Origin of the sequence: Pseudomonas saudimassiliensis (assembly GCF_000939975.1) — a bacterium.
Classification (GTDB): domain Bacteria; phylum Pseudomonadota; class Gammaproteobacteria; order Pseudomonadales; family Pseudomonadaceae; genus Halopseudomonas; species Halopseudomonas saudimassiliensis.
Genome location: NZ_LK391969.1, coordinates 2152634 through 2165789, shown reverse-complemented (window position 1 = coordinate 2165789; position 13156 = coordinate 2152634). Strand labels below are relative to the sequence as shown.

The 13156-nt window shown below is 64.8% G+C and carries 9 protein-coding genes and 2 pseudogenes; 7 read left to right on the top strand and 4 right to left on the bottom strand.

From position 1 onward, the window contains the following. Positions 1-11: 11 nt before the first annotated feature. Positions 12-1544, bottom strand: a complete 1533-nt coding sequence (locus VG99_RS10020) for a L,D-transpeptidase family protein (RefSeq protein WP_052508770.1) — start codon at positions 1542-1544, stop codon at positions 12-14. A 260-nt stretch (positions 1545-1804) separates the two neighbouring features. Here VG99_RS10020 and VG99_RS10015 point away from each other — a divergent pair, with 260 nt between their 5' ends. The 3 genes and pseudogenes from VG99_RS10015 to VG99_RS16480 all read left to right on the top strand — a co-directional run. Next, the gene (locus VG99_RS10015) at positions 1805-2548 is read left to right on the top strand and encodes a murein L,D-transpeptidase catalytic domain family protein (RefSeq protein ID WP_044499705.1); all 744 of its coding nucleotides are present in this window, start codon (positions 1805-1807) and stop codon (positions 2546-2548) included. Between the two features lie 112 nt (positions 2549-2660). Beyond that, positions 2661-4133: pseudogene (locus tag VG99_RS16485) on the top strand (cache domain-containing protein); the annotation flags it as partial. Positions 4134-4472: 339 nt separating this feature from the next. Further along, positions 4473-5000: pseudogene (locus VG99_RS16480) on the top strand (methyl-accepting chemotaxis protein); the annotation flags it as partial. On the opposite strand, the gene VG99_RS10005 reads toward VG99_RS16480, so the two are convergent. The 3 genes from VG99_RS10005 to VG99_RS09995 are packed head-to-tail and all read right to left on the bottom strand — an operon-like array spanning position 4970 to position 10618. Further along, positions 4970-6466, bottom strand: coding sequence for an efflux transporter outer membrane subunit (locus tag VG99_RS10005; RefSeq protein WP_420848296.1), 1497 nt, complete (start codon positions 6464-6466; stop codon positions 4970-4972). The pseudogene VG99_RS16480 and the gene VG99_RS10005 overlap by 31 nt on opposite strands. Continuing rightward, on the bottom strand, positions 6466-9540 hold the full coding sequence (locus VG99_RS10000; RefSeq protein ID WP_044499699.1) for an efflux RND transporter permease subunit: 3075 nt from the start codon (positions 9538-9540) through the stop codon (positions 6466-6468). Before VG99_RS10000 ends, VG99_RS10005 begins: the two co-directional genes overlap by 1 nt. 1 nt (position 9541) lies before the next feature. Then, positions 9542-10618 (bottom strand): efflux RND transporter periplasmic adaptor subunit, encoded by a 1077-nt coding sequence (locus VG99_RS09995; RefSeq protein WP_044499697.1) that lies wholly within the window; start codon positions 10616-10618, stop codon positions 9542-9544. A gap of 301 nt (positions 10619-10919) precedes the next feature. Between VG99_RS09995 and VG99_RS09990 the strand changes: the two genes are divergently transcribed. From VG99_RS09990 to VG99_RS09975, 4 genes are read left to right on the top strand one after another with little or no spacing between them, the layout of a single operon-like run. Next, positions 10920-11468 (top strand): hypothetical protein, encoded by a 549-nt coding sequence (locus VG99_RS09990; protein ID WP_044499696.1) that lies wholly within the window; start codon positions 10920-10922, stop codon positions 11466-11468. Beyond that, complete coding sequence (locus VG99_RS09985; protein ID WP_044499694.1) at positions 11468-11794, top strand: winged helix-turn-helix domain-containing protein; 327 nt, start codon at positions 11468-11470, stop codon at positions 11792-11794. The genes VG99_RS09990 and VG99_RS09985 overlap by 1 nt, the downstream gene beginning before the upstream one ends. A gap of 17 nt (positions 11795-11811) precedes the next feature. Further along, positions 11812-12702 carry a MotA/TolQ/ExbB proton channel family protein gene (locus tag VG99_RS09980; RefSeq protein WP_082050025.1) on the top strand — a complete coding sequence of 297 codons (891 nt, stop codon included), beginning with the start codon at positions 11812-11814 and terminating at the stop codon, positions 12700-12702. A 2-nt stretch (positions 12703-12704) separates the two neighbouring features. Continuing rightward, the gene (locus VG99_RS09975) at positions 12705-13139 is read left to right on the top strand and encodes a biopolymer transporter ExbD (protein ID WP_044499691.1); all 435 of its coding nucleotides are present in this window, start codon (positions 12705-12707) and stop codon (positions 13137-13139) included. Positions 13140-13156: the final 17 nt, after the last annotated feature.

The following is a 13156-nucleotide window of genomic DNA, read 5'->3' as shown; positions in this document are numbered from 1 at the left end:
CAGCTCACGACTCAGTTCACCGTCGTGGCCGCCACAAACGCCTTGCCGAGCGCTGGATCCATGGCATAGGGATCGGGTAGATAGCGCACCTTGCCGTCTTCCAGCACCTGCACCGTCCAGTAGCCAAGAATCACCTGGGGGCCATCCTTGATGCGGATTTCATGGGTGTTGCCGGTGGCCAGCTTATCGCTGATCTGCCCGCGCTGACCGGCATCCAGGCTATCGAACAGGTAGTCGGCCAGCTCGCTGGCCTGTTCCACCCTGACGCAACCGGAGCTGACGTTACGGGCGGCGCGCTCGAACAGCGACTGGCTGGGTGTGTCATGGAGAAACACGGCAAAGGGGTTCTCGAAGCGGAAGACCATCTGCCCCAGCGGGTTGGTCGGCCCGGGTGGCTGCCGGAGCATCACCCCCTGGGGCGCGTTCCAGTCGATACCCATGGGGTCCAGGCGGTTCCCCTGAAAATCCAGCACCTGCAGGTCACGCTCGGCGAAATAATTGGGGTTGGCCCTGATCGCCGGCAACTTGTCCTGGCGCAGGATGGTGGGCGGTATGGTCCAGCTGGGGTTGAGTGTGACCCGGTTGATGCGCGACACCAGCAGCGGGGTAGCCCGGTCGGCGGTGCCCGATTGCACCCGGGACTGCCAACGCACTTCGTTGCCTTCAAACACCACCGCGTAACTCCCCGCAGAATTTACCAGCAGGGCGTGGTGGCCTCGCAGGGCGTCGAGCCAGCGCAGCCGCTCCAGGTTGATGCGTATCTGCCGCAGCCGGTCCTGCGGGGTGATGTTCAGCGCGGCGACGGTCCGCTTGCCGACAACGCCATCGTTTTGCAGGCCATGGGCCCGCTGAAATGCCTTCACCGCCTGCTGCAAGGCGTCGTCGTAGATCAGCGGCTGGGCGCGCACCGGTTCGGAGTAAGGAACGACCGGGTCGGTGAGCGGGCCGGCAGAGGGCGCCTCCCAGGGCAGGAAACCTTCCAGCATCAGTCGTTGGGCAAGCTGGGGCAGGCGTGGGTCGGTGTTCCCGGGTTTGATGGAAGGCCCCTCGGGGAAGGGAGCGAAGGCGACGGGCTCCTTATCCAATTCACGGTAAGCGCGGCGCAGCGCACCATACTGGGGCAGGGTCGGTCGGGCACGATCAAACGCACGGGTAACATCGGCCAGGCCCAGGACACCCAGCTCAGCAACGCTGGGTCGCGTGGGCGGGGTGTAATTGTCCGGTCGCCACAGCGGCTCATGATCGTCGGGGTTCAGCCTCCCGCGACTCAAGTGTTCCAGCGCCTGGAGGAAGGTGGCGGTTACCCGCAGGTCGGCGCACACATCCGCCGGCTGCTCGGCGAAGGCCAGGGCATATTCCCGCCGCTCCAGGCCATCGCTGGCAAGCTCCAGCAACTCCTCCTGGAGGCCTTGCAGCCGCTCCTCGTCCTGCCAGGCGGGGATGTATCCATTGGCCTGATAGAGCTGGCCCAGCGCCTCGCTGAGGGGCATGCTGCGCAGCGGCGGCAACCCGGGGCAGCGCGCCTCGACGTCTTGGTCCAGCATTTCCTGTATGGGCGTCAACGCAACATCGACGGTGAATTCTGCCTGGGCGGGCACGACCGCCCAACTTAGGCAACTGACGAATAGCACTGTACATTTTTTGAACAACAGGTAATCTCCCAACCACTATTTTGGGGGGCGCATCTTCATCCGGCCTTCACGCAGTATAGGCAAAGCCACGCGTGGTCCTTCCAGAAGCCGGGGTTGTGACCTGTTTTTTATATTTATTTTGGCTCTTCCCTTTTGAGCCAAGGGGTAACCAGATGTTCAATCGTCTACGCCGTGTTGGCGTACTGACCGCTGCTTGTCTTGCATTGGTCACCGGCCCTGTGGCCGCCTTGGAAACTGCCAGAACCCATCCCAGTGTCCAGCCTTATCCGCAAACCTCACTTACCCAGATTCTTGCCACCCAGGCGCCGGAGCTGAACCCGCGGGTGCTGCATACGGCCGTATCGGCAATGCAGTGTGCGGTCAGCAGCGGTGCCGAGCCAGCCGAGCGGCTGGCGGTGATCGACTTCTCCCTGCCGTCCACCGAGCAACGCCTGTGGATCTTCGACCTGGAGACCCAGACCCTGCTGCTGCAGGACCTGGTCGCCCACGGCCAGGGCTCGGGGGATAACCTGGCGAGCGCCTTTTCCAATGTCGAAGGGAGCCACCAGTCGAGTATCGGCCTGTTCCGCACCCAGGAAAGCTACTTTGGCAAGCACGGCTATTCCCTACGCATGGATGGCCTGGAGCCGGGCATCAACGACCTGGCCCGGCAGCGCGCCATCGTCATTCACCCGGCTGACTATGTTGATCCGAGCTGGATCGAACGCCATGGGCGTATCGGTCGTAGCCATGGCTGCCCCGCGGTACGCCCGGAAGTGGCGAGCATGGTGGTTGATAGCCTGAAGGGCGGCCAGTTCATGTTTTCCTGGTATCCGGATGACCACTGGCTGGCCACCTCCGAGTTCATCAACTGCCCGGCCAGTGAAGATCGGAACCTGATGGCACTGAATCGCTGAGTAACCACGACAGGCCGGCAACCAATAATGGCCAGTTGCCGGTTTGTCATCAATCTGCAATCCGGTTTTCCTAGCATGCAGCGCACATTCCATCCGCTGCGTGCTGCCTGCCATGACCATTTCCACCCGCTTGATGCTGGGCTCCTGCCTGCTGACCATCCTCGCCGTTGTGCTGTCCTCGGGCATTACCGGATGGTTGGCGCTCGATCGCAGCACCGAGGTGGTCGGGCGCAGCGTTGAGAATCAATTTCTGGCGGTGGCCGCTGGCCGCCAGAGCAGTGTCAGCAGTCAGTTGCAGAGTCATCACGACCTACTGCTTTCCGTCGCCAACAGCCGCATGACCCAGGAAGCCATCTACGGCTTCGTCCGCCCCTTTGTTTCCTATCGCTATGAAGTAACCCCACCGCCGCTGGAGCAACTGCGCCAGCGCATGGCTGCCTGGTACCAGGAGCAGTACCAGCCGGTCCATGACCAGCGCACCGGGGGTGGCAGGCTAGCGGTCACCGATTGGGTGCAGGACATTCGGCTGGAAGGGCTACTGCTGCAGCAGGCCTACATGGCCGACAACCCCCACCCGGTCGAGCAGCTGGGCGAGATGGTCGACCCGCAGGACGCGACCATCTATGGCCAGCAACATGTACGCTACCAGCCCAGCTTCCGCGAGATAACCCGTCGCTACGGCTACCACGACCTGATGTTGGTCGACGCGGCCAGCCACGAGGTCATCTATAGCGTGAACAAGGGACCGGTGTTTGCCACGTCCCTGACGGATGGCCCCTTCGCCCAGACGGCGTTGGCCGAGCTGGTGAGGACCATGGCCCATGACCCACAGGCCGGCGAGTTCAGCGTTTCCCGCTTCTCGCTGTTTGCCGGGCACTTCGACGAGCAGGTGGTGTTCTTCGGTGTGCCGGTCTTCCACCCGGTCTACAGTCCGGATCGTCCGCTTGGCTACCTGGTGGCGCAATTGCCTGCCGAGCGCTTCACCGCCCTGATGACGGCCGACCAGCACTGGGAGGAGATCGGTCTGGGTAGCACCGGCGACGCCTACCTGGTGGCCCCGGATGGGCGCCTGGTTACCGAGCCGCGGCCGCTGCTGACCGAGGGCGATGCCGCACTGGCGAGGCTGGACCTGTCCGCCCAGGCGCCGGAAGCGGCGGCGGACATCCGCCGTCATTCCGCGCTGAGCGGCCGCTATGTCTTCAACAGCGCGGCGGTGGAGCGGGCGCTGGCCGGCGAGTCGGGCCTCGGCCAGCTGCCCAACCCCTTTGGCACCCCGGTATTGATGAGCTGGCAACCCCTGCAGCTGGGCCAGGTGACCTACGCCCTGATTACCGAACAATCCCTTGCCGAAAGCTATGGCGCCGTGGCCTCCATGCGCAGTGACATTATCCTGAGCATAGTATCCGCAGTACTGGGCATGGGTTTGCTGGCAGCCGTGGCGTCCTGGCTGTTGACGCGGCTGGTAGCCAACCCGTTGCGCAGGCTGTCGGCCTCGATTCTCGGTATCGCCGCGCAGCGGGACATGACCGAGCGCATGCCCGAGCGGGGCGACGATGAGATCGGCAGCATGTCGCGCGCGCTGAACCAGTTGTTTGAAACCTTTGCCGGGCTGATTGCCCGCATCCGCTCGACAGCGGAGCAGACCGCGGGGGCAGCCATCCATAACCTCGGCATCAGCCAGCACTGCCGGGATGTGGCGCTGGCGCAACGCCGGGCGCTGACCGAGCTGGATGCAGAGTCGACCGCGCTACAGCAATCGATCCGCGAGGTGGCGCGACTGGTGGGCGAATCGGCTGACAGGGCGCGCCAGACCGATGCAAGCGCCGAGCAAGGATATGATTCGGTCTCCGGGGTCAGTCGCCTGATCCAGCAGCTGGCCGGCGAGGTCACCAGCTCCTGCGACAGCATGGGTCAGTTGCAACAAGCCGCCGACGATATCGTCTCGGTGCTCGATACCATTGAAGGCGTGGCGGAGCAGACCAACCTGCTAGCCCTGAATGCCGCCATCGAAGCGGCCAGGGCCGGGGACCAGGGCCGGGGCTTTGCAGTAGTGGCCGATGAGGTCAGGCGGTTGTCGCGCAGCACCCAGGAGGCCACGGGTCAGATCCAGGCCATGCTGGATCGCCTGCGCAGTACCGTCAATGACGCCGCATCAGGACTGGCGCGAGAGCAGGATACCGCTGCCCAGTGCCTGCAGGGCGCCGCCCAGGCGGAACGGCTGCTGGTACACATCCGCGATCAGGTAGCGGATATCACCCGCGCCAGCGGTGAAATCGACGGGGCGATTGAAGAGGAATGCCGCCGGGCACAGCGCATGGGCGAAAAGCTGGCGGACATCCATGTGCAGGCACACACCACAGCCAAGTCCATGACCGAACTGACGGCCAGCGCCCAGGCGCAACAGGAGTTGTCCACCGAGGTTCAGCGTGCCGCCGCCGAGTTCAAGGTCTGACCGAGCCCGGGCGCATTGCCTGCCTCGGACGTTGCCGGCGCTGGGTCAGGTTGCCAACCGCCGCCCAGCGCCACGAACAGTGCCACCTGGGCAGTAGCCAGTTCGGTGCGGCCGCTCAACTGACGTTGGCGCGCCTGCAGTAGCCCCCGCTGCGCATTCAGTACCTCCTGCAGGTTGGCTTCACCCAAGCGGTAGCTGGTGTCAGCCAGTTCTTGACTGCGCTGGTAATGGGCGCGCATCTGTTGCAGTGCCGCCAGGCGCTGGCGCTGACCGTCCACCCCAGCCAAGCCGCGCTCCACCTGTTCCAGGGCGTCGCCCAGAGCCGCGCGAAAAGCGACGTAGCTGGTTTCCCCAGCGACATCGGCCAGCTCTATGGCGGAGCGGCGGCGGCCAAAGTCGAAGATCGGCAGCCCGAAGGTGGCGCCCAGCCGGGTGAAGTTCGACACGCTGGACAACTCGTTATTCAGCGCCATGCCCGAGCGCCCCAGGGCGGCCTGGATCGCCAAGGTTGGGAACAGGTCGCGGCGGGCAGCCAATGACTGCGACTCGGCGCTGTCCAGCCGGGCCGCTTCGGCGATAAGGTCGGGACGTCGGCGCAGCAGGTCCAGGGGCTGGCCAGCCGGAATAGGTCCTTTGGCCAGGGGCACGCCAGCGGGGCCGGACAGCTCCCCGGCGCTGGTACCCGGCGGCTGGGCGAGCAGGGTATCCAGGGCCAGCGCGGCCTGGGCCAGGTTGAGATCCAGCTCACTCAGGTCCGCGCGCAGGGTGGCGTGCTCTGCGGCGGCGCTTTCCACATCCAGGCGGGTCACCTCACCGGCCTCGAATAACAGGTTGGCGATCCGCTCCAGTTCGGCCGCCAGCGCCATACCCTCGACCAGCAATTGCCGCTGATTCTGCAGGGCGCGCAGCTGGATATAGGCTTGGGCGGTATTCGCCACTACCGCCAGACGGGCGGCGATGGCCTCTGCTTCAGCCGAGCGCAGCTGGTGCGCGGCCGCCTGGTTGCGCGCGCGGGTGGCGCCGAACAGGTCCAGCTCCCAACTGGCCTGCAATGCCAACTCCCAGTTCTCGATGCGGATGTCGTCATCCAGGCCCAGATCCTGCAACGGGCCGGGTGGAACATCCCGGTCATTCTCGATGCGCTGGCGACTGGCGCTGCCCGGCAGATCGATGCTGGGTAGCAAGGCGGCGCGGGATTGGCGCAACTGGGCGCGGGCAGTGCTCACCTGCAACATGGCCAGCTCCACGTCAGGGTTGCGCTCCATGGCGCGGCTGACCAGCCGGGTAAGCGTCGGGTCGTCGAACATCTGCCACCAGGCGGCCAGGGCCTGCGGGGCGACCGATGCGCTCTGGCTGCGACTGAACCACTGCGCGGGTAGCTCCGGCTCCGCATACTCGGGAACGCTGGAACAGGCAGCCAGCAGCACGGCCAGACCGAGGACGGCGACGGGGCGGCGTGGGCGGATCATCGGGTTTCCTCCTGCCGCACTTTCATGAAGACGGCGTACAGGCAGGGCACCGCCAGCAGGGTCAGGGCGGTAGCGAAAGCCAGCCCCGCCATGATGGTGACGGCCATATTGGCGAAGAAGGGATCGAACAGCAGCGGCACCATGCCGACCACGGTGGTGCCGGCGGCCATGGTCACCGGGCGCAGGCGGGAGGTCGAGGCCTCGACGATGGCGGTCAAACGCGGGATCTCCTCGGCGATCTGCCGGTCGATCTCGTTGACCAGCACGATGGCATTCTTGATCAGCATGCCGGACAGGCTCAGCAGACCGAGCAGCGCCATGAAGTCGAATGACTTGCCGGTCCCCAGCAGCCCGAGGGTGACCCCGCAGATGGCCATGGGCACCACGGCCCAGATCATCAGCGGCTGGCGGACCCGGGCGAACAGCAATACGGTAACCAGCAGCATGGCCAGGTAGGGCACCGCCAGGGTATTCCCCAGTGCTTCCTGGGCGTTGGACGATTGCTCGAAGTCACCGCCCCATTCGAAACGGTACCCCAAAGGCAGCTCGATGGACTCGAGCAGCGGGCGGATGCGCGCGTGCGCTTCGTTGGTATTGTCGCCATCGAGCGGCTCGGCGCGGATGGCAATGGTCCGCTCCCGGTCGAAGCGGCGAATGACGCTATCCTGGCTGGTCAGGGCGATGCCGTCGGCAACCTGGCCGAGGGGCACATAGCGATTGCCGGTGGCACTCCAGACCAGCCGCTGCAGGACATCCTCGGCTGCCGGCCGGTCGTTTTCCGCGGCGCGCAGCACAATCGGGATCAACTCGTCCCGTTCCCGCAGTACGCTCGCGGGCAATCCCTCGCTGGCGAAGGCCAGGGCGCGGGCCACGCCCTGGCGGGTCAGACCTGCGTCCGCCAGGCGTTCCAGATCGAGCTGGGGTTGCACGGCGAGCACCCTTGGGCGCCAATCGTCGCGAATGTTCTGCACCTGCCCCTGATCCTGCAGACGGCGCTGGCCTTCGGCGGACAATTCACGCAACACCGCGATATCCGGCCCGCTGATCCGTGCTTCCAGCTTGGCTTCGGCATTGGGGCCGAACAGGAACTGGGCCGCATGCACGTTGGCGGCGGGATACCGCGGCGGCAGTGTCTGATTGATCTCCCGCACCAGGGTAGCGATACGCTCGGCATCGTCGGTGCGCACCAGAAAGTGCATCAACGAGGAGTCCGACTGTTCGGGCATGTAGGTCAGCATGAAACGTGATGCGCCAGCGCCGATGAAGGTGGATACATCGGTCACACCCTCCAGCTGCGCCAGGTACTGCTCGACTTCTTCGGCTGTGCTGGCGGTCTCGCGGATATGGGTACCGTTCTGCAGGAACAGGTTGACGTAGAACAGCGGCGTGCTGGAAGCCGGGAAGAAACTCTGCGGCACCTTGCCAAAGCCCAGCACGCAGGCCACCGTTAGGATGACCAGGGCGATCAGGGTCAGCTTGGCATGGCGCAGTAAACCGTTCACCGCCCGGCGAAAGTAATCATAGAGGCGCCCCTGATACAGCGAACCGTCATCCGCCGCCTCGTCGGACTGATCATCCTCAGCCTTGGCGCTGTCACGGCGCTCCAGCAGGTAATGGCTGAACAACGGCACGACCAGCAAGGCCAGCAGCCAGCTCAATAGCAGGGAGGTTGCGATGACGAAGAACAGGGAGAACAGAAATTCCCCGGTGACGTCCTGCGACAGGCCGATACCGGCGAAGGCCAGGATACCGATGATGGTGGCACCCAACAGCGGCCATTGGGTCTGCGCCAGGGTGCGCTGGGCGCCCTCGAGTACCGAGCGGCCGCGGCGCTGCTCGATCAATACGCCATCTGCTACCACCACCGCGTTGTCCACCAGCATGCCCATGGCGATGATCAGTGCGCCGAGGGAAATGCGTTCCAGCTCGATACCGAAGGTCCACATCAGCAGCAGCGTGCCCAGTACCGTCAGAAACAGCGTTGCGCCGATAATGACTCCGGTACGCAGGCCCATGGCGATGCACAGCACCGCCGCGACGATGGCGACCGAGACCAGCACGTTGAGCGCGAAGCTGTTCACCGCATCGTTGACGATGCTGTGCTGCTCATAGAGCGGATGCAGCTCCGCGCCCAAGGGCATGCGGTGTTGCAGTTCCTGGAGCTTGGCCTCGACCGTCTGGCCGACGCTGACGATATTGCTCCCGGAAATGCCGCTGATCCCCAGTGTGAGGGCGGGTTGGCCGTTGTGGCGGATGATTTGGCGCGGGCGTTCCAGATAGCCCCGCTCGATCCGGGCGATCGAGCCCAGCGTGATGCTCTGCGGACCCTGGCCGACCGGCAGCGCCCGCAACGCCTCCAGCGAGGTGAAGGCGCCGCTGGGCTGCAGCCGCAGGAACTGCTCGCCAGCCTGGACGCCGCCGGCATCCACTGCCGCGTCAGCGTCCGCTAGCGCCGCCATGATTTCGTCCGGGGCGATACGCAGCGCCGCCAGCTGCGCCTGGTCGATATGGATGAAGATCTGCTCTTCCTGCTCGCCGGTGATCTCGACCTTGCCCACGTTTTCTGCTGTCAGCAGCCCGCGGCGCAGCTCCTTGGCAAGCTCATACAGTTCCCGGTAGGTCAGTCCTTCGCCAGTCAGCGCATAGAAGATGCCATAGACATCACCGAAGTCGTCATCCACCACGGCGGGGCCGGCGCCGGGCGGCAGTTCGGCCTGGGCATCGCCGACCTTGTTGCGCAGATCATCCCAGATCTGCAACAGCGCATTGCCGGTATATCGATCCTGGATTTCCACCCGGATCTCGGCCAGGCCATCCATGGAACGGGAGCGGATTTCCTTCACCTCGGTCAGCCGCTGGATGGCGCTCTCCACCGGCTCGGTCACCTGCTGTTCGACCTCCAGGGCGGTGGCGCCGGGGTAGGGCACATTGATCACCGCCTGCTTGATGGTGAACTCGGGATCCTCCAGGCGACCAACCTCGAAGAAGGCGACGCAGCCGCCGACCAGCAGGATGAGGATCAATACCCAGGTGTTGACCGGCTTGCCGATGGCGTAACGGGCAAAATCCATATCAGTCCCGCCGTCTGGTTTCTATCACCTGGCCGTCGGCCAGCTTGCTGCCACCAGCCACGACCACCAGGGCGCCGTCGGCCAACGCACCGGATACCCGTGCGCGGTCGGCCTCGATGCCCTGCAGTTGAACCGGCTGGCGCTGCGCTTCGCCATCGGCAGCGAGCCAGACGTAATGTTGCCCGTCGGCGGCGGCCTGCAAAGCCGAGAGGGGCAACAGATAACTGTCGTCCGGGGCTGGTGGGGCCGGGCGCTGCAGTGCCACGCGCATCGACATGCCCGGCAGCAGGTTGTACTCCGCGGGCGGGGTGCCGCGCAGCACCAAGCGGTAGGTCCGCGCACCCTCCCGGGGCTGGGTGCTGTGTTCGCGATAAGTCAGCGGCAGGGTGAGCGCTTCGGCCAGCACCGGTTGTCCTTCCGCTTCGAGGTCAGGGCCCAGCGGTATGGCCAGGGCGGCGGCTTCCGGCAATTCGACACTCACCTCGATGTGCTGATTGTCCTGCAGGTGAAAGATCGGCGTGCCGGCATTGACCACCATGTCCGGCTCCACCAGACGCTGGGCCACGACCCCATCGAAAGGTGCGGTCAGCTCGCCGTAACCGATCTGGCGGGCGGCGGTGTCCCGTGCCACCCGGGCCGATACTAGCGCCGCTTCCAGCGGTTCGATGGCAGCCGGGGCGAGAATGCCTTCGGCCAGCAGCTTGCGCTTGCGAGCCAGGTCCGCCTCCAACTGCTGATGCCGGGCCGTGGCGTCGCGCAGCTGCAGCTGGTAGTCGGTGGTATCCAACTTGGCCAGGGCCTGCCCGCGGGTCACTCGTGCGCCCTCGGCGACCAGCACGCGTTCGACCCGACCGGCAACCTGGAAGGCCAGCTGGGTGGTAGTCACGCTCTCCACGACACCGGCGAAGCGCAGGGTCTGCGCTTGCGGAGACCCTGGCTCGACCTCGGCAACCATCACGATACGCGGCGGGGGTGGCGCTGGCTCCTCATCATCACCGCAGCCATGCAGCGTGACCATCATGACAGCGAGCAACGTCAGTCTGGCGGGGGTAAACCTGAAGACAGGGGGGCGCGGCATTCCTACTCCTGAGCGTGACGGCAGGGCCTGCACGAGACAGGCATCCGGGTTTCGGCTATCGGTGAGCGAACCGTTATCGGTCTTTCCTACCGGTTCGGTCTTCCACATAGAGTGCCGGTTGGCCACTGAGTTCAGCCGGTGACCCCGGCCGTTGACCGCTCGGCTGCACTTGGCCCGAGCAGGACGGGCGGGTGGTCATAATCGGCAAGCTGACTTTTATCGATACAGATGTTGCTTTTGTTTGCTCTGTTTCATAGAGTGCTTTACAGAACAAATACAAAAACAAATCAGAGGTGCCGGCATGCCCCCAACGGTGGAAGAAGCCGCCCAAGCGCTGCGTGAGATTGCCGTGATCCGGCATCGCGCTGCTGGGTTCCAGGATTACCAGGCCGAGTCCGGGCAGTTGCTGCTCTGGGGACTGGCCTATGTCATCGGGTTTGCGCTGTCTGCCTGCTTCCCTGATCACCTGCTGCTGGTCTGGACTGTCGTGGTCCTGTCGGCGGTGAGCATCGGCGTCCGGCTGGCCCGCCGAACCGCGCCGGAGACCGCTGGCGTCGCCTGGCGTTACCTGGCAATAATCGCCACCTTCGTACTCTTCTGCATCGTCCTCAATGTTGTTTTCTGGCCCCTGACACCCGAGCAGGGCGCGCTACTCGCTCCGCTGTTGCTCTCCGCCCTGTACATCCTGCGCGGTATCCAGCTGCGCCCTCGGTATACCGTCATCGGCTTGGTGCTCGGCGCCCTGTGCCTGGCGGGCTACCTGTGGTTGCTGCCGGTGTTCTGGCCCTGGATGAGCATGGCCTGCGGCGGCACGCTGATCATCTCCGGCCTGTGGCTCAGGAGCCAGTGATGCAAACACCCGACGAGATCATCCATCAGCCTGTGCGACTGAAAATCATGGCGGCGTTGAATACCCTGGATGCGGGCAAGTGGCTCGAATTTGTGGCGCTGCGTGCCATCGTCCAGGCCACTGACGGGAATCTCGGGGCCCATCTGACCACCCTGGAAAGCGCCGGGTATGTGCTGGTAAAGAAGGACTTTGCCGGCCGCAAGCCACGCACCCGCGTCTGCCTCAGCGCTGCCGGCCGCGAGGCCTTCAGCCGCTACGTGACGGCGCTGCACAGGATTCTCGCACCAACGGACCTGGATCCCTCCAGCTCTGCCGATTTCAAATAACAACAAACGAGGTTCATATGGAAAGCAAGACGCTTCGATCACGGGTTGGCCGCTGGCAGGGCAGGGTACGGATGGTTGGCCTGGTCACTTTGCTGGGGATTATCGGGATAACGGGCGGCATGGCGCTGGCCCAGGCGCCGGCCGACCCGGCAGCGTTAGCACCACCGCCGGTCGTTCAGGAGGCCGGGCCGGCGGCAGCAGCCGTGGCGATTGCACCTGATACGCCCGCCACTGGGGAGCGCTTCGGGGTGCGGGAGATGTTCCTGCAGGCCGATCTGGTGGTGAAGTCGGTCATGGTATTCCTGCTGTTCTGTTCACTGCTGACCTGGGCCATCCTGTTCGAGAAACTCTGGACCTTCGCTGCCGCCCGGCGCCGCAATCGGGAGTTCATTCGCGCCTTTCGCGGCGGCGATACCGCGCAGATGACCGAGCGGGCCAGCAGTAGCGCAGTCGGCCGCATCTGGCAGGCGGCGCAGACCGAACTTGCGCATTTTGCCCAGCACCGCAGCAATGACCTGTCGACCGATCAGATCAACCGCCTGCTGCAGCGCATGTCCTTGAACGCCAGTATCGTCCAGGAAGGGGACCTGACCCGGCTGGGTACCATGATGGGCGTGCTGGCGACAATCGGCGCCACGGCGCCCTTTATCGGGCTGTTCGGCACCGTGTGGGGCATCCTCAACAGTTTCGCCAGCATTGCCACCCTGAAAACCGCCAGTCTCGCGGTGGTCGCGCCGGGCATTGCCGAGGCGCTGCTGGCAACCGCGCTCGGCCTGTTTGCCGCCATCCCCGCGGTGATGATCTTCAACAAGTTCGCCCGGGACATCAACGGCTTTGTCGGCACCCTGGACAACTTCTGCGCCGAACTGCTGGCCAGCGTCTCGCGCCAACTGGATGAGGGGCGCTGAGCATGGCTATCCAGCTCGATTCCGGCCCAACGGTGAAGCGCCACAGCTATCAGCAGAATGCGGAGATGAACATCACCCCCTTCGTTGACGTCATGCTGGTGCTGCTGATCATCTTCATGGTTGCTGCGCCCCTGGCCACGGTGGACGTGCCGGTGGATCTGCCCAGTAACGCCGCGGCGCCCAGTACGCCGCCTACCGAACCGGTCTATATCAGCGTGCAGGCGAACGGGCAACTGTTCGTTCAGGAGCAGGCGGTCACGCTGGCGCAACTGGCTACCGCCACCCATGGGGTAACCGGGCAACGCCTGGACACCCGGCTGTTCCTCCGGGGCGACCAGGCAGTGGAGTACGGCACCCTGATGCGTGTGATGAACCAGCTGCAGAAGTCGGGTTATAGCCGCATCAGCCTGGTGGCCGCGGAAGAGCTGGTGCCCTGATGAACAGTCCAGGCCGA